This is a genomic window from Mesotoga sp. H07.pep.5.3 (genome assembly GCF_002752615.1).
Lineage (GTDB): Bacteria > Thermotogota > Thermotogae > Petrotogales > Kosmotogaceae > Mesotoga > Mesotoga prima.
Map to the genome: position 1 here is coordinate 179,380 of NZ_AYTV01000001.1, position 21,737 is coordinate 201,116.

Consider the following 21,737-nt stretch of genomic DNA (forward strand, 5'->3'; position numbering starts at 1 on the left):
GTGTGTTTCAAAGAGTGCCGCTGCCGGACACTCGATTGTTAATATTAATACCAGCTCTTTTGTATTGCTAAGGGGATCATCGCAATTGGAAACATTGCAGTAGGTGTACTCTTGACTGGCGGTATCTCATTCGGTCTATTTAGCTTTGGCGTTTTCCATTTTGCTTTCCCTAGGAGGAGTATCATCAAGCCTGATGTTTACACTTGGTGGTCTTGCTTTCTCTTTGTATTTTGCGGCTGGAGGTCTCGTTGCTTCCTATGATCTTGCCCTCGGTGGAATGGCTATCGCCAGAAACTACGCGGTTGGAGGCTTTTCAGTGGCAAATGTTGCCATTGGAGAAGACGCCAGAGGAGCTATCACCATCTATTGGCAGACAGGGACTGGTGATTATCTACTTAGATTACCGAAGATAGCCGATCAGACAAAAGACTTTGTGACATCTAGAAAGGTAGAGATAAGCACTCTCTTTGAATGGATAATCAGAACAATCTACTGACATTTCATTCTCCTGGAGAATTTTCAGTATTCGATTTGATCGTGTGAATAGTCTCTTCAGCTAATTACGCATACTTCTTGTGACGTGCAAAAGCGTCGCTATGTGTTGCGAGTTTTCGCTTTCTTGGTTCAACGGTCGGGCCGAAGGATCTTTTGAAATGGATGACATTTCCGAAAGACATTGATGTTAGCTTTGATGTAAACTATTATTTGTTGGTCATGGAGGTGGATCATGATAGAAAGATATGCGCTTTCACCCCTGAAAGACCTCTGGGAGCTTAGAGCCCAATACGAAAGATGGCTTGAAGTGGAGCTGGCTGTAGTTGCGGCCTACGAGAAGACAGGGTTAGTCCCTCAGGGCACGCATGATAAGATTGCATCGTCAGCAAGAGTGGATCTAGACTCAATACTGAAGATTGAAAGCGAAGTTGATCATGATGTAATAGCCTTTATCAAATCAGTGACACAAAATATGGGGGACGAGGCGAGATTCTTCCATCTCGGACTTACTTCTTCCGATGTTGTAGACACAGCGCTTTCACTTGCAATTACGGAGTCGGGAAAGCTCATAATCCATACTTTGGAAAAGCTCTCAGAGGCGTTGAAAGAAAGAGCGGTCGCTTACAAAGATGTTGTTTGCATGGGAAGGACACACGGCGTTCATGCAGAGCCCACTTCGTTTGGTTTAAAGCTTCTATCCTTTTACGTGGAGATAAAGAGGGCAATAGATCGTCTGAAGAAGGCCACGGAGAATTGCGCGGTTGGGAAACTAAGTGGGGCCGTTGGGAACTACGCCAACATTTCACTCGAGATTGAGAGAATTGCTCTTGCGGAACTTGGCTTGAAACCCACTGTTGTTTCTACTCAGGTGATACCGAGAGATGTTCACGCAGATTTTTTTGCGGCGCTGGCAATAGCCGCCTCGTCGATAGAGAGAATGGCAACCGAATTCAGGCATCTTCAGAAGACCGAGGTGCTGGAGGTTCAGGAGCCTTTCAGAGAGGGTCAAAGAGGTTCTTCCGCAATGCCTCACAAGAAGAATCCGATTATTTGCGAAAGACTTACAGGTATGGCAAGAATAGTCAGGAGTTATGTGCTAGCGTCATTAGAGAATATCTCTCTCTGGCATGAAAGAGACATCTCGCATTCCAGTGTAGAGAGGATAATCTTTCCGGACGCCACTATGCTTCTCTATTACATGGCAGAAAGGTCAGCCTATTTGGTTAGCAATCTTGTTGTATATCCAGACAGGATGAGGGAGAACTTCAAGGCCTCTAGAAACCTTGTCTTCTCACAGAGGGTTATGTTGTCACTTGTTGACAGGGGTATGTCCAGGGAAGACGCTTATCAATTAATTCAAAATCTCTCTATGAATTGCTGGGATAATGGACTGGATTTCAAGGAGGTCGTCTTATCAAACGGAGAAATAGCTAAGTATCTTGATTCAGAAGAAGCGTCACGGCTTTTTGAACCTGAGTATTATTTGAGAAACGTCGGCCAAATATTCGAAAGAGCTTTTGATGGAGGTAACTAAGTGAGGAAACTTGCCGTTGTCGGTGCCCAATGGGGCGATGAAGGGAAAGGGAAAGTGGTCAATTACTTTTCCAAGAATTTCGAGTGGATAGTCAGATTTTCTGGGGGAGGAAACGCTGGTCACACGATTTTTGTGGAAGACAAGAAATACGTGAACCATCTTTTGCCTTCGATCAATCCTCGTAGTTGTTCAAAGGGTTTTCTTGGTGCCGGGATGGTGATAGATGTAGAACAGCTGATCGATGAACTCGAAACACTGGAAGCGGACTTTCCAGGTATTTCAAGTAGATTCTATCTTGATCCTGAAGCCTTTATAGTTCTTCCATGGCACAAAGAAGAGGACTTGTTCATAGAAGAGATGCGAAAGGTGCCAATAGGGACTACAGGAAAAGGAATAGGCCCCTCATACACTGACAAGGTCTCTAGGGAGGGGCTGAAGCTCTATGTTCTCTTTGATGAATCACTCTTGAAAGAAAGACTTGAAGCTCTTTATCACATGAAAAGAATGAAATACAACAGGGATTTCACACTTTCATTTGGCGAAATGACGACCTATTTGCTTGGGCTCAAGACTAAGCTCGAAAGGCTCAGCGTCAATTTCACCAGCGCAGTAGACATGTTCAGGGTCTTCAGGAGTACTTCCATACTCTTTGAGGGAGCGCAAGGTGTCCTTCTCGATCTTGATTTCGGGACATACCCGTTTGTCACTTCCGGGGCATGTATGGCTCACGGTGTATCATCGGTGGGTTTTTCGACCTTCGAGCTTGACAACGTGTATGGGGTTCTGAAAGCCTACACGACTCGAGTGGGTTCTGGACCCTTCCCGACCGAAGAGTTCTCTGAAGTGGGGAACCTCGTTCGCGAAAGAGGAAAGGAATACGGTGCAACAACGGGGAGGGCTCGAAGAGTGGGCTGGCTTGACCTTCCGGCACTCAGGTACGCAAGGATAAGGTCAGGCCTGACAGGTTTCGTCATCACTAAGGGCGATGTGTTAAATGGGTTGGATGAAGTCAAGGTTTGCGTGGCTTATGATGTTGAGGGTGCGGTTAAGGAAATGCCTTCAACTTCATATGATTTCTTCAAGGCAAGACCGATTTATGAAACTGTTAGCGGCTGGCCTTCCACGGATCATATTAACTTTTTGAAATACATGACCTTCATTGAAAGAGAAACCGGTGTGGAGATAGACTACATATCGTACGGTCCTAGAACAGAGGAAATGAAGACTAGAAACGACCTTATAATGAATATTTAGAAGGCAACTGGGAATGAGGTGAGGCAGAGTATGGAAATAAGACTGACGAACACCATGTCAAGAAGGAAAGAGATCTTCAAGCCTTTGAAGATAGGCGAGGTGGGAATATATACGTGTGGACTGACAGTATATAATTTTGCCCATATTGGCAATCTTAGAGCTTACGTCTTTGCCGATACCCTCAAAAGGATGTTTCTTTTCAATGGCTATAAAGTAAGACACGTAATGAACATAACTGATGTTGGCCATCTTACGGGAGACGAAGACGAAGGCGAAGACAAGATGGAAGCCGGTGCAAGACGTGAGGGAAAGACAGTGTGGGAAATCGTTGATTTCTATACGAAGGCTTTCTTCAAAGATCTAGAAAGATTGAGGATCATTCTTCCAACTGTTACATGCAGGGCGACCGAGCACGTGCAAGATATGATAGACATGATCCGAAAAATTGAAGCCAACGGCTACACCTACATAGCCGGCGGTAATGTCTACTTCGATACTTCAAAGGTTCCCGACTATGGAAAACTAGCAAGGCTCCAACTTGATGAAGAGAAAATTCGTTCAAGGGTTGAGAGCGACCCCTTCAAGAAAAACCCCTTTGATTTCGTTTTGTGGTTCACTCGATATAAATATGAAAACCACGCAATGCAGTGGGATTCACCATGGGGTAGGGGCTTTCCCGGATGGCACATTGAATGTTCCGCGATGGCTTCAAAGTATCTTGGAGAGAGATTTGACATACACACAGGCGGTATAGATCACATTCCAGTTCATCATACGAATGAAATCGCTCAGAGTGAGGCGGCTTTCGGACATGAATGGGTGAACTTCTGGTTGCATTCGGAGTTTCTCGTCATTGGGGAAGGGGAAAAAATGTCTAAATCGCTTGGAAACTTCATTACTCTTCAGACTCTTATTGACAGGGGGTACGAGCCTGCAGATTATCGCTACTATCTTCTCGGCGCCCATTACAAGAAGCAGCTGACCTTTACAATGGAAGCTCTCGATGGCGCGAAGAGCGCCATGAAAAAACTCATCACTAGAATTGAGGAGCTAAAGGAATTAAATGAGTCAGAAACCAGACCCGATGGTGATCTTATGAATGAATTTCATGAGGCCATAAATGATGATCTGAATACTCCAAAGGCCCTCGCCGTTCTTTGGAAAGTCGTCGATAGCGAAGATCTTCGACCTGGTGAAAAGCTCTCCCTAATCGACAGATTTGACGAAGTTCTTGGCCTTGGCCTCTCTGAGGTCGAAAGCAAGACCATTCCAGAAGAAATTATCGAATTGGCCAATGAGAGAGATGCTGCTCGAAAGGAAAGGAATTGGGAGAAGGCCGATGAGCTTAGACAGTTGATCTCAGAAAAGGGATATGAAGTACTCGATGAGAGAGATGGGTATAAGATAAGAAGAAGGTAATCAAAAACTCCTTTCTCCCGCTACGAGCGTTGAATTATATGGATACTTCCTGAAATTGGGATTTCCCGATTTGCTCTCTATGTAAGAAGGATAACCTCATTACTTGAATCTAAACAGAAAAAATCCTTTCCAAAAATTCGAAGGTCTTTTCTTCGTTGTTTTTTATGCAGCAAAAGTATCTAAATTCAAAACCGAAGAGTTCCTTGAAGATTAAGAAAAAGCATGCGGAGAAAAAACGCAGGATGCGGGGCTGTTTAATCAAACAACGAGTGATAGTTGCCTTATTTACGGATAATTTATCTCGGCTTAACTCTTTCATGCCCAATGACGGTTACACTATTTGTGAAAGAAGTAACAACAAAGGAGGAAATAGTATGCCAGATGCAAGTTTCAGAGTAAAGGCAATTTCAGAAAGTGCAGCCAGAGTATCGGTAAAGGCAAGAAACTTCACTATGATCGTTGACGAGCCACCCAATCTCGGCGGAGAGGATAAGGGTGCCAATCCAGTGGAATACGTTCTCGCCGCACTGGCCGGTTGTCTGAATGTAGTAGGACATCTCGTTGCAGATGAGATGGGTTTCAAGATAAGAAGATTGGAGATAGACGTCTATGGCCCGTTGAATCCGGCAAGGCTTAATGGGAAGTCCTACGAAGACAGGGCCGGTTATAAGGAAATTATAGCCGAAATGAAAGTCGATACGGATGCCGAAGAAGAAACCCTGGAAAAGTGGGTAAAGTCCGTAGAGGATCGATGTCCGGTTTCCGACAATCTTGGTAATCCAACACCAGTTAAGGTCATTGCTAAGGAACTCTAAGAGACTTAGTTTAAAAAAGGGCTCCCTTCAGGGAGCCCTTTTAATTGATCCTATTCCGGAAATTCTATTATTGGAAAAAAGTGTAAGGGATTAGTGAGTTCGTAACTACCACTGCTGAGATAAGATAAAGTTTCCGCGTAATCAAGAGGGGGGTTCCAGGCGTGATACTGGTCGGATTTCTGATACCCGTAATAACCAATTAGGTCTCCCTTGTCTATCTCCTCGTTTCCGTTGAAATCTCTCCATACCCTTATCTTTATGTCGTTTTCGGTGAGTCCATCGAATAGAAAGGATCCGTCCGGATTGACTTCGGTCTCCCTAATGACTTCGCCCGAGGTGGACAAGATCTGAACCAATAGTGGCCTGCGTTCTTCCTCGTAGGTAAGAAGAGAATCATATGCCTGAACTAGTCCGAAGCCATAGTACTGATCCCATCCCGGTTCTCCTAGATCAAGGGCCGTTTCTCTCAGGATCTTCCTTATTATCTCCTCACCCGAGTCGTCCTTGCCCGCATATCCTTTTGCCATAAGAAGTGCTGCAAGCCCTGTAACATGTGGCGCCGCCATGGATGTTCCAGCCATGTATGAGTATGTATTCCCCTTAATCGCTGAGTATCCTGTACTAAGTATCTGAACGCTGCTTGATCCGCCCGGGGCGACAAGATCAAGGTGTGATCCATAGTTTGAGTAATTCGCCCTTTGCATAGTATTGTCGACTGCTCCGACTGATATCACTTCTTCGTAAGAAGCCGGATAGTATGGGCTTGAGGAACTGTAATTGCCTGAGGCGGCGATCATTAAAACTTCATTTTCCGATGCATATTGAACGGCTGCCGCTACAACCGAAGAGTCCGGCCCTGCAAGGCTCATGTTAATTATCTTTGCGCCGTGCTCAACTGCGAAGATTATGCTGCTTGCAAGTATTCCTGCTGTCGTTTCCTTTCCAGCTTCGAAAATCTTGATTGGCATGATAGCACGATACTCTCCCCATGTCATCCCCGAAACGCCCAAAAAATTGTTTGTTTTTGCAGCAATCGTTCCTATCACATGTGTCCCGTGGGATTGAACGGGGTCATAATCTGTAGGGTCGTCATCATTGTTTATTAGGTCGTATCCCGGAAGAAAGATACCTTGCAAATCTGGATGATCCAGTCTAGCACCGGAGTCTATTATAGCTACAACGACAGTGGAAGAACCCTTTGCAATTGTCCAGGCCTGAGGCATCTGAATCATCGGATAGTTCCATTGCTTCGGATATTGCGGATCGTTGGGGACACTCTCCTCGGATTGAAGAGTGAAGATCTTCTCAGGCTCGACTGACTTGACTCCTTCAATTCCAGACAGCGAAGATGGATCGTTTGTCTTCACAACGGCATAACCAACAGAACCGTCTCTTGAAAAGAACTCATCGAGGATCTCTACTCCAGAAACGCCCGATATTATTGTTGAATCAAACCCTCTATCGAAGAGGACAATAAATTGATTACTCATGAAACCCTGCTCTATGTCTTTACTGGAAAATATGGGAGTGTATGCTGCAGTTCTTTGAAAACTATTGCGAGCTGAGGTTTCTGGAAAGTAAGGAACGACCTGGCCTGAAAGAGAGTAGTAAACCTCAGGTTTAATGCATCCAGTGAGAGAGAAACAAAGAACCACAAAAAGAGCTGTTATAAGCGTTAAGACTTTAATAAGCCGCATCTTGAACCTCCGGATCTAGATGGAATGATTGTACCATCATCGCAAGAGTTTTCGTGTTATTCATTTTTGATGAAATGGATCCGGTCTGTAAATCGGTACGGACAAGAGCGACGAATGGAAACATGCAAAAACAAGAGCGACCCGTAGGTCGCTCTCTTCGAAAAGGGTCTCAAGCCTTCTTTTCAAGTTCAGACGTACAGTTGGGACACCTTATTGCATCGATCGGAATCGAAGTGTGACAGAAAGGACAGATCTTCGTCGTTGGCGCTGCCGCTGCCTCTTCCTTCTTCTGCCTTTCCCGTATCTTGTTAATGAGCCTCACAATCATAAAGATTACAAACGCAAGGATCAGGAAATTTATGACTGCGTTGATGAAAAGGCCGATGTTCAGAGTTGCGGCACCTGCTTCTTTTGCTTCTGCGAGAGTTGCGTAGCTTCCTCCGGAGAGACTGATGAATATGTTTGCAAAGTCAATCCCACCAAGGAATAGGCTGACAATAGGCATGATAATGTCTTCGACCAGCGATTTGACAATGACCTGAAACGCACCGCCGATAATGATTCCGACCGCAAGATCAATCACATTACCACGACTAATGAACTTCTTGAATTCCTTCCACACACCACTCACCCCCCTCTACAATACGCACGTTATGAAAAGATTATGATCATGTATCGTTCTATAATCAAGGATTTGAAACACAATCAAAGAGCGATTACCGATTTGATTACTGAGTTTCATCCTTAAAAAGAAAAAGATCGTTGCTTTGTTTTCGAAGAGATGATCTTCTGTGCTACATCAGAACGCAACAGCCTGTCCATCTCTTCTGGGATCGGCTCCGCCAAAAAGAATGCCTATATCTCTGTTGAAAAGCACTGCATGAACCCCTCCAAAATAAGGATCATAATCATTCCTTATTGATATCTCATGACCCATTTGGATCAGTTTGCTGTAAGCATTTATTGAGATGCGGCCTTCAATGTAAAATGGCCCAGACTGAGATCTGAAGACTCTAGGGGCCAGAATCGCTTGTTGAACAGTCATCCCGTGATCAATGATATTGCTAATTGTCTGGGCCACAGTGGTAATAATTCTTGTGGCACCCGGAGCGCCAATCGTCATATATGGTCTTCCCTCAGGGTCCAAAACCAGAGTGGGGCTCATGCTGCTAAGAGGTCGTTTGCCTGGTTCAACTGAATTGACGGAACCTGGGGTCTTAACGAAATCGTCCATGTGATTGTTTAACAGAATGCCGGTTCCAGGAACAACGACACCTGACCCGAAGAAGTAGTTAATCGATTTGGTTATCGCAACCATGTTTCCTTCTTTGTCCATTACGGAAAGATGCGTGGTGCTGCCGCTCTCAAACTGCCAGGGATCTCCGGCCTCCACCGATTCGATTGGTCTGTTCATATCAATCTTGTCGGCCAGCAGTTTCGCATAATCTTTTGAAGTTAGGCCCTCAAGGGGTACTTCTGCAAAGTCGGTATCGGCCATGTATTTGGCCCTGTCGGCAAATACCAGCTTCATTGCTTCAGACCAAATGTGCAGAGTCTCAGCGGTATTGTCTCCGAGTGATTCAAGATCGAAGTTCTCCATAATGTTTAGCAGTTCGATAACGTGAGTTCCACCCGAACTGGCGGGAGGCACCGAAAGAATTGTATAGTCGCGATAACTTCCGCAAACTGGTTTCCGGATCTTCACTTCGTAATTTGAAAGGTCTTCTAGAGTCATAACTCCGCCACGTTTTTGAACCTCGGCGACGATCTTCTCGGCAATTTCACCGGTGTAGAATGCATCTTTTCCTTTCTCGGCGATTAGCTCGAGAGTGTTGGCCAAATCATTCAGAACAATAGTCTCACCTATTTCATAGGGTATGCCGCCATACTTAAGGTAGATATCGGCGCCGTTTTCCATCATCATTATCTTTTCGTAGTTGTCATTGATAATCGAGAACAAGTTGGTTGTTACCGGAATTCCCTTCTTCGCCCAGTCTATAGCCGGTTTTATAACTTGCTCGCGGGAGAGCGTTCCATAGTGCTCAAGCGCATATAGAAGCCCGGCCACTTCACCGGGTACTCCTATGGCTTTTCCACCAACAGTACTTTCATAGTTAATGGGACGATTGTTCTCGTCGAGATTAAAGAATGAAGGACTCGTTGCTCCTGGTGCAGTTTCTCTGAAGTCTATGACGACAGCATCATCCATGTCAGCCAGCTGGATGATCATGAATCCGCCGCCCCCTATTCCTGATGCGTTAGGTTCCAGAACACCCAGCGCAAATGCAGTGGCGATCGCTGCATCAACCGCATTCCCACCCATTTCTAGAATTGCAACACCGACTTGTGAGGCCTCAGGCTTTGCTGCCGCCACAACTCCGTTTCTGCCCTCTGCATCTCTTCCATAAAGATTGATTGGATTTGAAGCCATGAGAGTTCCGGCAGCTACTATGATGGTAAGTACAAATACAATTCTCTTCATTATTGACCTCCTAATTTAAGCTTAAGAGCTTCATAATCACTAGTTTAGCACTTTCATCCGACGGAACCTTTCCAGCCAGAGAGTCTAGTTGCTCATTGCGATATGACTTATATACCCTTTCAGGGGAAAAGACCATTTATCTAGTATAATTTGTTAGGTGGACACTATGGATGAGATCATAAACTTCATAAGAGATTCTGTTACGAAATATGGTTATAAGGGAGCTGTGATAGGTATCAGCGGAGGAATCGATTCTGCCGTTGTTGGAAAACTTGCCGTCGAAGCTCTTGGAAAGGAGAAGATATTCGGGCTACTCATGCCAGAACGCGACTCTTCAAGAGATACGATTAAGGATTCGAAGCTCGTCGCAAAGTTTCTTGGGATAGACTTCAAAGTCAAAAACATAAGCTCAGCTCTCAGAGCGATTGGCTCTTATAAGCTTCAGCCTCCCGCATTCTTAATCCCTCAGACAATTAAGGAGAAGTATGTTAAACACAAGTGGGAGGAGCTGTCTTCTGACCCATTTCTTGACGATCTTTGTAATGAAGGAAACGATGAATTCAGAAGGGGACTGGCCTATTATAGATCGAAGCACAGAGTAAGGATGATCTCCCTTTACCTTGAAGCTGAAAAACGAGGATACGCGGTGCTGGGAACCACCAACAAGACCGAGCTGTTATGTGGGCTTTATGTGAAATGGGGAGACGATTCAAGCGATATTGAGCCAATAAGGCATTTGTTTAAAACCGAAGTAATCGAACTAGCAGGGCAATTGCAAATTCCAAGCAGGATAATAGAAAAACCTCCAAGTCCAGATCTCATACCTGGTGTTACTGACGAAAATGTTTTTGGAGTGACGATTGACGATCTGGACAAATCTCTTCGGCGTATTGAAGGAGGAGAAGTTCTAGACCCCCATGATACGAAATCCACGAGGGTCCTGAGAATACTTGAATCAGCCAGGTATCGAGAACTAAGAAATCTAGCTATTTCTAGGAATCACTAAGCGTCTTTAGACCGTTGCTCCACGAAATACTCATGAGATTCACAACTACTCGTTCCAGTTGCTGGTCGGCAAATTCCGGAAAGTCTGTGAACACTTGTTTTTTTGCCTCTCCCGGTCCGACACTCAATCCCTCAAGTTCTTTTTCTGCAACGTAAAGCTCTTTACCCATAGGATCTATGAGCCTGAACGATATATGAATTCCCTTGATCGTTCCGAGGTCGGAATTGTTCATAATCCGTAGGACAACCGCTTTCTTTTTGCTGAAAGTTCCCACCTTTTCTATGCTCGATTGAATAACTACTTCGCGATGAAGAGAGTCGGTTGTCTTTCTGTCCTTTGAAAGGTAAAGGTCGGCAGCCTGAGGTATAGAGTCTTCAAGGTCTAGATCCGAAACAGTGATTTCTTCTCCCAGTGGTTCGGGAAGAGACTCGTTTTTCGTTTCAAAGCTCTCCAATGATTTGTACAGTTGATACAGGTCCCAAAGGTTGTCGGTGAAGACCCTGTGTTTTCTAAGTTCTTCCACAACTATTCCTGTACTAAGAGAATCTAAGTCGATCTTTGCGTTCTCCCTGCGGATTTTCGCGCCATCCTGGCCAAAATATACACTGGAAAGAACAAACCATTCATCTGGCAACGGAAAGATCAATCTCCCAGTATGCGCTTCCTTCGAGGAGAACTCTATTGTATTCACAATAATTGGAACAACGAAATTCGTATCCCTTTTTGCAGGTATCTTTGACGCTTCTCCATCTGACACAATTCTCAGAGTTTTGCCGAGCGTTCTCGACTCGAAGGCCCAAAGAGCAACCGAATCTTCAAATAACTTGTCTTCAACTATCTTGACGCCATGAAGCTTAACCCCGCTAAGGTCAAGCTTGCTCTTTGTGAGAGAGAACTTTGATGATTCCATTTTGACTTCGATAACAGCCATGAGACGGCCCCTGTACTTCGCAAATACTGGATCGGAAGGAAATGTGAGCGTTATTCCGTCATGTTTTGATTCCTCAATAATCACTGAACCGGCATCGCTTATAAGAAAAGCCGAGTACCCCATTGTCTTCATGTTGATTCCCCCTTTCTTTTTGCTATCTCCGATAAAAGCATTATACCTTATACATTCGTCATCTCTTAAGCAAAGTTAACTAAAGGGCAGCTACCGAGTTTTCTCGAGTGAACGCCCTTCCGCCGTGGTCAAAACTAGGAGAAAACTCGGAAATATAACTGAAAACGGACCTAAATCAGATTTCATCGAAACCAATTGATTATGAGAAAATCACATGAAATGATCTCGACGGATTTCTCTTATTGGAACCTGAAAAGAATAAGCTCTTTTCGGCTCCCGAAGCTCTTTTATCTGTAAGTGTTTTGATGAATTGAGAGCCTTCCTCTTAACCTCCAGATGTAGCTTTTGAATCGTTGAAGAAAGATAAAGAAAAGGGTTTCCCCCTTTCTTTCGTAGTTTTTCACCTGGATCGTTATAAAAAGCCAGGTCTTATATCAAGGTTTAGCATCCAACTCGAAATAGAACCCAAAACCAGAGTCGCTGTGCTGAATTCCTATCTTCGGGAAAACATCTCCCAAGCCCAGGGTAGAACCTACGTTCACAAACATGTACAGCGCAGAGTGATCAAGGCTGGTATTGGTTCCACTAACTTCGACCCCGATCCCAATCTCTTTCAGGAAGAACATGGGACTCCATCCCCAGTCGATTCGATACAGAAGCTGAGCGCCGTTTGCATACCAGTAAAAATCGTCGAAGAAACCCACACCAAGATTGATAGAAGTCCCCAAAGTCGGGGCAAAACCGGCATCAAGAGAGAGCAGTGGAGTGATCTCCCCATCAGAGAGTTTTATGCCGGGTTCCAGAGAGATCGCGAAGAGATTTCCTTTCAAACTCAAAGGAACTGAAGTTGTCATTCCCCCTGATGTGTCAAATCCAATGTGCGCGTATGATCTAAATCTCGTGGAGGGGTTCAAAGGCATCTGGAAGAGTTCAGAAGATAGCTCTGCAGTTGCCACAGGAACGTTGGGAGTGCCTAAGTTTACTTTCAGAGAGACATTTACTCCTTCCAAGAACTGCCCGGTATACTCCCCCTGGAAGGAAAGCTTGTTGGTACCAAAAGTGAATAGAGGCTTCAGCTCCATAGAGTGCTTCGAATCATGTGAAAGGTGAACGGTAAGTAATCCTAGGGAAATGTTTTCGCCATCATATGATACAAACGGCGCTCTTAGGACGGGATTCAAAAAATGAAGGAAGGACTTCTTCAGGTAGTCCCCAACCGTGTACTCTACTTGTAAAGGCTCAAAGTCATCAGACTCGACTGCTGTCACGACATATGGGGTACTCTCAAAATCGAAAGCAAAAACAGACATACCCTTTTCTCTACGAGAGTGTCCGAACCCGTAGACTTTGGAGTCTAGAACGACTGCTTTTTCAAGATTTGCACCGTGAGTAAGCCTAGAGATCTGCAAAGACTCTAAATCTACTGCGAAGGCATCCATGAACCCTTCCTCATAGGCAGCAGTGAAGACCACTTTGCCTTCATAATAGTCAATCCCTCTTCCTTTTAGGTATGGATCATCGAGAATTACTCTGAACTCGCCTTCTTTGAAAGTTGCTATGGCTCCATTAATACCGCTGCTGGATAGCATCATTATCAGACTTCCATCTTCAAGGATGAGCATATCTTTGACAACCCATGGGATTCTGATAAGTTGCATTTCATCAAAAAAGATCGTTGAAATCTCTGTCTTTGCATCATAAACTGCTTTGATCAGTCTTCCATTGTAGATTTCAAATGCGGTAATCATACCTTTGTCGAGAAGTCTAACAGATAGAGGCAGCTTGTGAGACCATATCTCTCTTGACGTTGTGTTTCTTTCAGTAACAGACGTCATCAAGTAGATGTTTCCTTCGTGCCATTTCAAAGTCAGTGCTCCAAAATCGGAAAGCCTTCGGGAAAAGCCCCCATCGACGTACTCTTCGATCCCGCGTTCCACAGAACCGTTCCAGGAAGTAGCTTCCCCAAAAATCGAATAAGAGAAGATTACACCATTTGCCGTCTTTGCAATATCATAGATCTGCCCGTTCTCAATTGTCCTGACTTCCGTAAGAGTGGCATACTTTGTTGCTCTCAACTCGGTCTCTTCTTTCCAGTCTAAATAGAGATTGTCGAGAGTTTCACCAAATGCAATCCTTGAGGCGTTTATGGGACCGATAATGGGAAGTCTTCCGGAAACTTCTTTGTGAAATTGCTTAACGGATTCTATTCCAAATCTTTTCACAAGATAATCATAGAAAGTGGCCAAATAATTGTAATAAAGCGCCCCTCCTCGGTAATCTTTGCCAGATACGGATAGCGCATAATCAAGACCGGGAAAAGAGTTTGATTTCGAATTCTGATAAGTCATTTCCCTTCCCCACATTGGATTGTTCAATCTGCCTTCGGAGAAGAAGTTAGACGATTCTGCAAAAAGCGTCACTCCTTCTACGAATGGTGAAAGCTGCTGAGGTGAAAGCATTTCCGTTCCAAAAATCACCCTGGAGACAAAGGCTGGAAAACCCGTTGTGTAGGTCAGGTGAGCAATATGTGTGAACTCATGCATAAGAAGCAGCCTGTAATGGTTCGATCCATTCATTCTAGTCGAAAGCATTGTATCGGCAGGCCACACGAAGATCTGAATAGTCTTGTGATTGTGAGGTTGAGCCAGACCGTTTGTGTTCGCTCCGAAGTCGGCTAGAACAATGTTTATCCTGCCAGGATCGTTGCCGATTAGTTCAATGGCTTTTGATCTTATCGATTCGAATGTATTACCTACATTAACGGCAACTTCCTCATATCCCTCGGGATAGTAAATGTCAGCATTTGGGAATTCAAGAACACAATTAGCCATTAAGGTGGCCGTGATAAGAGTGATAATTGCAAAGAATGGTAAAGATTTCCTCATTTTATACCTCCCGCCTCAGACCATCGATGAAGGGACTATTCCCCAAGATGAAGCTACAAACCAAACGTCTCCTCAAAAACGCGTTTAACCTTTCTTTCATTCAAATCCGTTCTGAAAGTCAGCTTAATCTTGCCTTCATTCCATACGATTTTGATTACTGTGCTATCGGAAGAAGTTCCCTGAGAAGAATTCGTATTGCTGGAGACCTTGATTTTTCTGAGTGATTCTTTTGGAATAAAGAGATTACCAGGTGTTTCATTCAAGATCTCCTCTTTTGTCTTCTCGTTGTATCTGTCAAGCAGGGAATAGCCTGACGACATCACAGATGCCATCTTCTTAAAGAACCCTTCCTTCCGCTCTTCAGAGGCATCCTTTGCTTTTTTAATGGCTTCATTCGTTAGTTCTCTGGTCAACTGCACCAACATGATTCCCTCTGGAATTAAAACAACATCGTACACCTTACTTCCAAAGAGTCCTGTAGAGCCCCCGGGAAAAAGCGCCAAAACGTTGTCCATAAAGAAACCCTCCAAATGAAAAGTCTGCTTACAGTTACGTTATATTCTAACACTGATGAGCTGTCTTACCGCAAATCGATAGCCAGTTTGATGCATAATATTGTTGCAGAGACTCAAAAACCCAAGGAGGTTTCTATGTGGGCATTTCTTGATGGTGAATTTGTTCAGGAAAAGGAAAGGCTTGTTCAGCTGGAGAACCGCGGACTGACTTTTGCAGACGGTCTCTTTGAGGTTATTAGAACACTGGAAGGGAGAATACTGTTCTTTGAGGATCATTATTCAAGGATGAAAAAAAGTGCCGAATTCTTCAATATTGAAATGCGATTCCCTTCTGAAGAGGCAAGGAGGATTGCAGTTGAGTTAGTCAAAAGAAATGGTATAGAAGACGGGGAATTATATATCGAACTCACTAGGGGCACCGACCCTCACAGAGATCACAGATACCCGCCGAAAGAAACCAGGAGCACGTTTTTCATGCTTGCACTTCCTCTAAGAAAGATAGATTCTACTAGCTGGAGAGATGGAGTCAAGCTTCTTACATATCCCGACTTGCGCCACGGACTCTGTGAACACAAAACGATAAACTTATTACCAAATGTTCTTGCCAAGAATTTTGCGTACGCCAGAGGAGGTTATGAAGCTCTGATGTTCAGAAAGTCAAACGGAAAAAAGTACGCTACCGAAGGTGGAAGCTCAAATTACTTCTTTGTGAAAGACGGCGTCTTCTACACTCCCGAGGTTGACAATATTCTTTCCGGCATCACAAGAGGGAAGGTGATCTCTCTTGTCGAGGATCTTGGTTATGAGGTCGTTGAAAAGCGCATCGCCTTGGAAGAGTTCTTCAATGCAGAGGAAGTCTTCCTTGCCAGCACAGTTTCTCGTGTTATGCCCGTTAGGGCTATAGATGATGTCTCCTTCGAAGTATGCGGCAAGCATACTGCTAAGGTCATGAGAGCTTATGAGGATCTCTTTTTCTCTGCCAGATGAACGATTCGGTTCGAATTTTCGATTAAAGTAAACAATAGGTGTAAATTCCGCTTACTGGCCTTTCGTAAGCTAAGCCAGTATATAATTGCATAAATCTGTCATGTTCCACATCATCTTTCTTGGAGGTGTCACGCGATGAAGAAACTCTTTGTCTGTATGCTCGTTCTTTTTTTCTCGGGTCTGTCTTTGGCGCAGATTTCCGCAGAAGAAGCGATACCAGTAATTGAATCTAGAGGGATTTTGACTTCAGTTGACGAGTCACCACTAACTTTCACAGAGTTTAAGGCGGCTATTGAAAAGGCCTTCCCTGGTAAGGAAGAAATCATTAAGGGGAAGGGTGAAGTTTCAAGAGCGGATTTTGCAGTTGCAATGGTTGAAGTTCTTGGACTGCAGTCCGAAGCAGAGGCATTTGACGAGATTTGTACGACTGCTCTCGATGAGTGGGAAGCTCCGGAGGAAGCTTGGGGAGCGCTTACCGTTGCTTACAGAAGCAACCGCCAGCTTCTTGACTTCAGGTACGGCCATGTGATCGAGGCCAGTTCGCCAATCACTAGGAAAGAGGCGGCAATATCCATTTATATGGCAATAAATCCACCCGCGAAGGGTGGTACGGCCACTACAGCTGTTACTGCAGATGCGCCCGGTTTCAACACGCTGTTTACTTCTGCGGGTTTGACATGGACAATCTGTAATATCATCGGCGATGGAGTCACCGGCACAGATAAGGATGGGTTCTATTTCCCCAGGATGATAAAGAGAATGCCGTCTCTTGAGAACGGTCTAATGGTAATAAATGAAGATGGTTCTCTCACCATAACTTATGAACTGAGAAAGGGTATGAAGTGGCATGATGGAGAACCCGTTACTGCTCACGATGCGAAATTCCAGTGGGAAGTAATGAACAGTGGTGCTCCTGTTACGACGAACTACTTCGAAAGTTCCGTTTCGGAAGTAGAAGTTATCGACGATTACACATACTCTATCACTCTTCCAGAACCTCTGAGTAATGCAGAGCTAGGTTCTTCTGTTTACGCTTACTACTTTGGATGGTTCCAACTCCCCGAACACGTTTTCAGAGATAGTTACGAGGAAGCGAAGCATTCTGGAAGCTGGGACAGTTTCGTGGAAAATGCGACAAAGAATCCGATTATGACAGGACCGTACAAGCTAAAAGAATACGTGGAAGGCCAGTATGTGATAATGGAAGCTTTTGATGAGTACTACATGGGTAGACCGAACATCGACCAGTTGGTTATGAGAATTATTCCAGACATGGATGTCGTATTCGCATCCACACTTAATGGGGAAATCGATTTCGGAAGATACACTCTAACTCTAAAACAATCAGTGCAGCTTGAGAATGAACGAGCAGATATGTTCAACGTTTTCTACACACCAAACATTGCTTATGATAACCTGAATCTGAATTTGAGAGATCCAGAGGATACATCTAAGCCACATCCGATCTTTGGAGACAAGAGAGTAAGGCAGGCCGTTCTCTATGGTCTAAATAGAGAACAGATAAGCAATGTAGTCTACGCAGGCCTTGCCGAAGTCGTAGATACCTGGATAACCGATCTGCACCAGATGAGAGATGCTCTCAAGAGCCCGGAGGTTAAGCACTACGAGTACAACCCCGCGAAAGCCAAAGCTCTTCTCGAAGAGGCAGGCTGGAAGCTTAACAGTAAAGGCATATACGAAAAGGACGGAACGCCTCTGAAGTTTAGCCTTTCTCTCGCCTCTGGCAGCGGCGATTACCAGATGATGGCCCAGATGATCCAGGGAATGTTGAAGCAAATTGGAATGGAAGTAGAAATTGAGGTGATGCCAGCGCTGGTAATCTGGACCGAGATATTCCCCTATGGGGATTTTGATGCACATATCTCAGGCTGGGGGTATGGAGTCAGCGACGAAGCGGCGAATTATTGGACCACTGATCAGATACCCTCTGAAGAGAATTATTGGGGAGGAATGAACTTCACCGGCTGGGCAAATGCGGAAAACGATGAAATAGTCAACGCAGCCGCCAGGGAGCTCGATCCGGAAAAGAAGCTGGCACTCTATGAAAAGCACTTCGCGCTTTGGACCGAGGAACTCCCTGTTCTACCCCTGGTTGTTGCGCCGACACCCCATTTTGCAAAGAAATACATTAAGAGCTTCAATTCCGGCTACGACAACGGTTTGGGCTGGATAATTCAGAACTGGTACATTGACGAGCAATAAGAATCTTTGGGGGAGAAGAGGATCTTCTCCCCCATCTTCATTTTCATAATTTCGGAGGTTTAGATATGAAGTTCATCGAGCTTATCGATTCTGTTCCCGATTATAAGGAGTTTTTCACCGTTGAGGAGATGGATCGGCGATCTCTAGAGCTGGCAAAGAGATATCCTGGAAAAGTCAAAGTTTACGAAGCAGGAAAATCACGCGGAGAAAATCCAATCTACGTACTTGAAATTGGCAGCGGAAAGAAGAATGCTCTTCTCTTTGGCTGTCCGCACCCTAACGAACCGATTGGCGCAATGATGCTGGACTTCCTAAGTGAAAGACTTGCCAGCGACGATACCTTTCGGGATCAGTTTGACTACACCTGGCATTTGATTAAGGTAATAGATGTTGACGGTACTAAATTGAATGAAGGTTGGTTCAAGGATTCTTCATCCATAAGGAAATACGCAGCCAACTTCTACAGACCGCCCGGTCATGAGCAAGTTGAATGGACCTTCCCGGTCGACTATGAAACGCTTCACTTTCACTCGCCTTTACCAGAGACGCAAGTGCTCATGAAACTTATCGAGGAGAAGAAACCCGAGTTCATGTATTCTCTTCACAATTCTGGTTTTGGAGGCGTCTATTATTATGTGAGTGACGCAGTTCCAGAACTCTACGAGACTTTCAGGAAACTTCCCGGTTTGTTTGATTTACCGCTTTCTCTTGGAGAGCCCGAAGCACCTTTTTTGGAGCAGCTTGAACCAGCCGTTTTCAAGCTTTTCGGAATGGCTCAAGAGTACGATTATCTGAAGAAGAATCTTGGTCCCGACAAGGACCCGGCAGAGGTCATCAAGGCCGGGACTAGTTCTGATGATTTTGCTTCATCCGTAGCCGATACGTTTTCCTTAGTTTGTGAGATGCCATATTACTATGATTCAAGGGTAGAAGACATGTCTGAAGCCGATATTACGAGGAAGGAAGCGCAGAGATTCAATTATCAAAGGTCCGTTGAGAATTTTGAGTTCGTCAGCGAAGTGATGAAAGCAGTTGAACCATATGTTATTGACAGAAATTCCCCGTTCTACAGGGTCTTCAAGAATGTTCTTGAAACCTATCCCGATCAAATGCAGGCGCAGAAGAACTGGATTGAAAACGATCCGTCTCTGGAGAGAAAGGCAAGTGTGGCAGAGGTCTTTGATAATAAGATAGTCAGCCAGTTCTATCAATCATTGATGCTCGGGATGCTAAGAAGGCTATTAAGAGAAAACGACAATGGATCTAAGGAGCTAGCGGCGATCTCCAAGATGGCAGATGAGGCATTTGAGAGAAAAATGGAGTATCTTGAAAACAATCTGAACTACACTGCAGTCCCCATAAAGAGCCTTGTCAGTGTTCAGTTGATTGCAGGTTTGAACGTCGCCGACTATATTCAGAGAAGGGAAAGCTAGAAGTCGTGAAGGTGTATTTTCTAAAGAGGTTTCTTGAACTTATCCCGATTTTCTTCGCAATCTCAATAATAATATTCGTCATAATGAACTCAATGCCAGGTGACCCACTACTGCAAATGAGAATGCAAAACCCTCGTGCAATGACCAATGACCCCGAAAGAATGAAGGAACTCAGAGAGTACTATCATCTTGATGACCCTCTTCCGGTTAAGTACTTTACCTGGTTGAAGAGTGTTCTAACCGGTGACCTGGGTTATTCAAGTATGTACAAGTCTCCTGTAATAGATCTGATTGCTTCACGTTTGCCCAACACGCTAGTGCTCACGATCACTGCCTGGCTAATCGGGCTTGTATTTGCACTTCCAATAGGCATTATTTCAGCCGTTAAAAAGTATTCGACCTTCGACTACGCAACCACCATATTTGCTTTTATCGGCATTTCATTGCCGGGCTTCTGGTTTGCTTTGATCGCAATCATTATCTTCAGTGTTAATTTAGGCTGGTTCCCCGTTTCGGGTATGGCAACCTATGGAATAACCGGTTTTTGGAATATCTTTGCAGACAGAGTGAGACACCTTGTGCTGCCTGCCTTTGTATTGGGATTGGTTCAGGTGGCATCATGGGTAAGATACATCAGGACGTCGCTGCTCGAAGTTCTCGATCAAGACTATGTAAGAACTGCTTACGCTAAGGGAGTGCCCGACAGAAAAGTAATCATTAAACATGCGCTGAAAAATGCGATGATACCGATAATCACTATAATTGCACTTGATATTCCGTATTTCTTCGGTGGAGCGTTGATCATTGAAACTGTCTTTTCATGGCCCGGAATGGGAAGGCTTATGTACAATGCAGTTATTTCCAGCGACTATAATCTTGCGATCAGCTGTCTAATGTTTCTGGCAATAATAACGTTGATTTCGAATCTTGTTGCCGACTTCCTGTACGTGATGGTCGATCCCAGAATCAGAATGGGAAGAAAGGGAGCTTAGTTATGGCAAAGTTTTTTTACAAGAGAAAACTGGATGAGATAGAGGAGAAAGCGCGACCTGTTCACATAAACAGCTACAAACAACTCGTGTGGACGAAATTCAAGAGCCACAAACTTGCCCTTTTTGGTGCCGTGGTGTTGATTGGTGTAGCGTTTTTCACTCTGCTTGGCCCCCTCTTCGTTGAGGTAGGGTACGAAGATATGGATTTTTCAAATCTCTTTTCTCCACCGTTGACTGAGGGTCATCCCTTTGGTACCGATGAACTTGGACATGATGTACTCGTGAGAGTTATGTACGGCGGAAGGATATCGTTATTTGTGGGTTTTGCTTCAGCAGTCATTACGACTCTAATAGGAACGCTCGTGGGATTGTTTTCGGGTTTTTACGGTGGAATCGTTGATAGGTTGTTGATGAGATTCGTAGACGTAATGCTTTCTATACCGATGTTCCCAATTTTGATAACCCTTACTCTTGTTTTTGGTTCGGGAATTATGAATATCATTCTTGTACTTACTGTGTTTGGCTGGATGGGAGTTTCAAGATTGGTTAGAGGACTGGTTCTTTCGATAAGAGAGACTGAGTACGTAATGTCAGCAAGGGCTATGGGTGTGAGAAATGGAAGAATCATATTGAGGCATGTTCTGCCCAACGTTATACCGATAGTTATTGTCTCTGCCACCTTGAACATGTCTTACGCAATTCTTGCCGAATCATCGCTGAGTTACCTGGGACTTGGCATTCAACCTCCGATGCCTTCATGGGGAAATATGCTTCAGAGGGCAATGAATTACATATTGGGAACCACTGCTGGTACTAATCCCTGGTGGCTTACCGTCTTTCCAGGGTTCTTTATTTTCATAACCGTGTTGAACGTAAACTTCCTGGGAGATGGGCTTAGAGACGCTTTAGATCCCAAATTTGTGAGTGAGAGTTGAAG

Annotated in this window: 17 protein-coding genes; 11 read left to right on the plus strand and 6 right to left on the minus strand. The window is 44.5% G+C overall.

Features of this window, described 5'->3' with window-relative positions; all coding sequences use genetic code 11:
* Nucleotides 1-193: 193 nt before the first annotated feature.
* From V513_RS14045 to V513_RS00830, 5 genes are all read left to right on the plus strand, one after another.
* A complete protein-coding gene (locus tag V513_RS14045; protein WP_257211845.1) occupies nucleotides 194-496 on the plus strand; it encodes a hypothetical protein in 303 nt (100 codons plus the stop codon).
* Between the two features lie 231 nt (nucleotides 497-727).
* Nucleotides 728-2,029: an adenylosuccinate lyase gene (gene purB / locus V513_RS00815; protein ID WP_099771272.1), complete on the plus strand. Its 1,302-nt coding sequence runs from the start codon at nucleotides 728-730 to the stop codon at nucleotides 2,027-2,029.
* Nucleotides 2,030-3,283, plus strand: coding sequence for an adenylosuccinate synthase (locus V513_RS00820; RefSeq protein ID WP_099771273.1), 1,254 nt, complete (start codon nucleotides 2,030-2,032; stop codon nucleotides 3,281-3,283).
* Nucleotides 3,284-3,313: 30 nt separating this feature from the next.
* Nucleotides 3,314-4,702, plus strand: coding sequence for a cysteine--tRNA ligase (gene cysS, locus V513_RS00825; protein WP_099771274.1), 1,389 nt, complete (start codon nucleotides 3,314-3,316; stop codon nucleotides 4,700-4,702).
* A 374-nt stretch (nucleotides 4,703-5,076) separates the two neighbouring features.
* Nucleotides 5,077-5,517: an OsmC family protein gene (locus tag V513_RS00830; RefSeq protein ID WP_099771275.1), complete on the plus strand. Its 441-nt coding sequence runs from the start codon at nucleotides 5,077-5,079 to the stop codon at nucleotides 5,515-5,517.
* Nucleotides 5,518-5,567: 50 nt separating this feature from the next.
* Here V513_RS00830 and V513_RS00835 read toward each other — a convergent pair whose 3' ends face one another.
* The 3 genes from V513_RS00835 to ggt form a co-directional block, all read right to left on the minus strand.
* The gene (locus V513_RS00835) at nucleotides 5,568-7,214 is read right to left on the minus strand and encodes a S8 family peptidase (RefSeq protein WP_099771276.1); all 1,647 of its coding nucleotides are present in this window, start codon (nucleotides 7,212-7,214) and stop codon (nucleotides 5,568-5,570) included.
* A gap of 169 nt (nucleotides 7,215-7,383) precedes the next feature.
* Nucleotides 7,384-7,836 carry a large conductance mechanosensitive channel protein MscL gene (mscL, locus tag V513_RS00840; protein WP_099771277.1) on the minus strand — a complete coding sequence of 151 codons (453 nt, stop codon included), beginning with the start codon at nucleotides 7,834-7,836 and terminating at the stop codon, nucleotides 7,384-7,386.
* Between the two features lie 177 nt (nucleotides 7,837-8,013).
* Complete coding sequence (ggt, locus tag V513_RS00845; protein WP_099771278.1) at nucleotides 8,014-9,696, minus strand: gamma-glutamyltransferase; 1,683 nt, start codon at nucleotides 9,694-9,696, stop codon at nucleotides 8,014-8,016.
* A gap of 166 nt (nucleotides 9,697-9,862) precedes the next feature.
* Here ggt and nadE point away from each other — a divergent pair, with 166 nt between their 5' ends.
* Nucleotides 9,863-10,702 (plus strand): NAD(+) synthase, encoded by an 840-nt coding sequence (nadE, locus tag V513_RS00850; RefSeq protein ID WP_099771279.1) that lies wholly within the window; start codon nucleotides 9,863-9,865, stop codon nucleotides 10,700-10,702.
* On the opposite strand, the gene V513_RS00855 is transcribed toward nadE, so the two are convergent.
* The 3 genes from V513_RS00855 to V513_RS00865 all read right to left on the minus strand — a co-directional run bounded on the left by V513_RS00855 (nucleotide 10,689) and on the right by V513_RS00865 (nucleotide 15,165).
* Nucleotides 10,689-11,765, minus strand: a complete 1,077-nt coding sequence (locus tag V513_RS00855) for a hypothetical protein (protein WP_014731530.1) — start codon at nucleotides 11,763-11,765, stop codon at nucleotides 10,689-10,691. The two genes, nadE and V513_RS00855, sit on opposite strands and share 14 nt — an antisense overlap.
* Before the next feature lie 434 nt (nucleotides 11,766-12,199).
* Nucleotides 12,200-14,650, minus strand: a complete 2,451-nt coding sequence (locus V513_RS00860; RefSeq protein ID WP_099771280.1) for a hypothetical protein — start codon at nucleotides 14,648-14,650, stop codon at nucleotides 12,200-12,202.
* A 53-nt stretch (nucleotides 14,651-14,703) separates the two neighbouring features.
* Complete coding sequence (locus V513_RS00865) at nucleotides 14,704-15,165, minus strand: hypothetical protein (RefSeq protein WP_014731532.1); 462 nt, start codon at nucleotides 15,163-15,165, stop codon at nucleotides 14,704-14,706.
* 135 nt (nucleotides 15,166-15,300) lie between these two features.
* Here V513_RS00865 and V513_RS00870 point away from each other — a divergent pair, with 135 nt between their 5' ends.
* The 5 genes from V513_RS00870 to V513_RS00890 all read left to right on the plus strand — a co-directional run bounded on the left by V513_RS00870 (nucleotide 15,301) and on the right by V513_RS00890 (nucleotide 21,735).
* Nucleotides 15,301-16,152: an aminotransferase class IV gene (locus V513_RS00870; protein WP_099771281.1), complete on the plus strand. Its 852-nt coding sequence runs from the start codon at nucleotides 15,301-15,303 to the stop codon at nucleotides 16,150-16,152.
* A gap of 135 nt (nucleotides 16,153-16,287) precedes the next feature.
* Nucleotides 16,288-18,375 carry a peptide ABC transporter substrate-binding protein gene (locus V513_RS00875; protein ID WP_099771282.1) on the plus strand — a complete coding sequence of 696 codons (2,088 nt, stop codon included), beginning with the start codon at nucleotides 16,288-16,290 and terminating at the stop codon, nucleotides 18,373-18,375.
* A 65-nt stretch (nucleotides 18,376-18,440) separates the two neighbouring features.
* Complete coding sequence (locus V513_RS00880; RefSeq protein WP_099771283.1) at nucleotides 18,441-19,808, plus strand: M14 family zinc carboxypeptidase; 1,368 nt, start codon at nucleotides 18,441-18,443, stop codon at nucleotides 19,806-19,808.
* 11 nt (nucleotides 19,809-19,819) lie between these two features.
* Complete coding sequence (locus V513_RS00885) at nucleotides 19,820-20,800, plus strand: ABC transporter permease (RefSeq protein ID WP_014731536.1); 981 nt, start codon at nucleotides 19,820-19,822, stop codon at nucleotides 20,798-20,800.
* 2 nt (nucleotides 20,801-20,802) lie between these two features.
* A complete protein-coding gene (locus V513_RS00890) occupies nucleotides 20,803-21,735 on the plus strand; it encodes an ABC transporter permease (protein ID WP_014731537.1) in 933 nt (310 codons plus the stop codon).
* Nucleotides 21,736-21,737: the final 2 nt, after the last annotated feature.

Excerpts from the sequence above, each read along its gene's own strand:
- V513_RS00875 (WP_099771282.1), top strand. The coding sequence starts at position 16,288 with ATGAAGAAACTCTTTGTCTGTATGCTCGTTCTTTTTTTCTCGGGTCTG.
- V513_RS00880 (WP_099771283.1), top strand. The coding sequence starts at position 18,441 with ATGAAGTTCATCGAGCTTATCGATTCTGTTCCCGATTATAAGGAGTTT.
- V513_RS14045 (WP_257211845.1), top strand. The coding sequence starts at position 194 with ATGTTTACACTTGGTGGTCTTGCTTTCTCTTTGTATTTTGCGGCTGGA.
- V513_RS00855 (WP_014731530.1), bottom strand. The coding sequence starts at position 11,765 with ATGAAGACAATGGGGTACTCGGCTTTTCTTATAAGCGATGCCGGTTCA.
- nadE (WP_099771279.1), top strand. The coding sequence starts at position 9,863 with ATGGATGAGATCATAAACTTCATAAGAGATTCTGTTACGAAATATGGT.
- ggt (WP_099771278.1), bottom strand. The coding sequence starts at position 9,696 with ATGAAGAGAATTGTATTTGTACTTACCATCATAGTAGCTGCCGGAACT.
- V513_RS00890 (WP_014731537.1), top strand. The coding sequence starts at position 20,803 with ATGGCAAAGTTTTTTTACAAGAGAAAACTGGATGAGATAGAGGAGAAA.
- V513_RS00860 (WP_099771280.1), bottom strand. The coding sequence starts at position 14,650 with ATGAGGAAATCTTTACCATTCTTTGCAATTATCACTCTTATCACGGCC.
- V513_RS00865 (WP_014731532.1), bottom strand. The coding sequence starts at position 15,165 with ATGGACAACGTTTTGGCGCTTTTTCCCGGGGGCTCTACAGGACTCTTT.
- V513_RS00870 (WP_099771281.1), top strand. The coding sequence starts at position 15,301 with ATGTGGGCATTTCTTGATGGTGAATTTGTTCAGGAAAAGGAAAGGCTT.
- V513_RS00835 (WP_099771276.1), bottom strand. The coding sequence starts at position 7,214 with ATGCGGCTTATTAAAGTCTTAACGCTTATAACAGCTCTTTTTGTGGTT.
- purB (WP_099771272.1), top strand. The coding sequence starts at position 728 with ATGATAGAAAGATATGCGCTTTCACCCCTGAAAGACCTCTGGGAGCTT.
- cysS (WP_099771274.1), top strand. The coding sequence starts at position 3,314 with ATGGAAATAAGACTGACGAACACCATGTCAAGAAGGAAAGAGATCTTC.
- V513_RS00830 (WP_099771275.1), top strand. The coding sequence starts at position 5,077 with ATGCCAGATGCAAGTTTCAGAGTAAAGGCAATTTCAGAAAGTGCAGCC.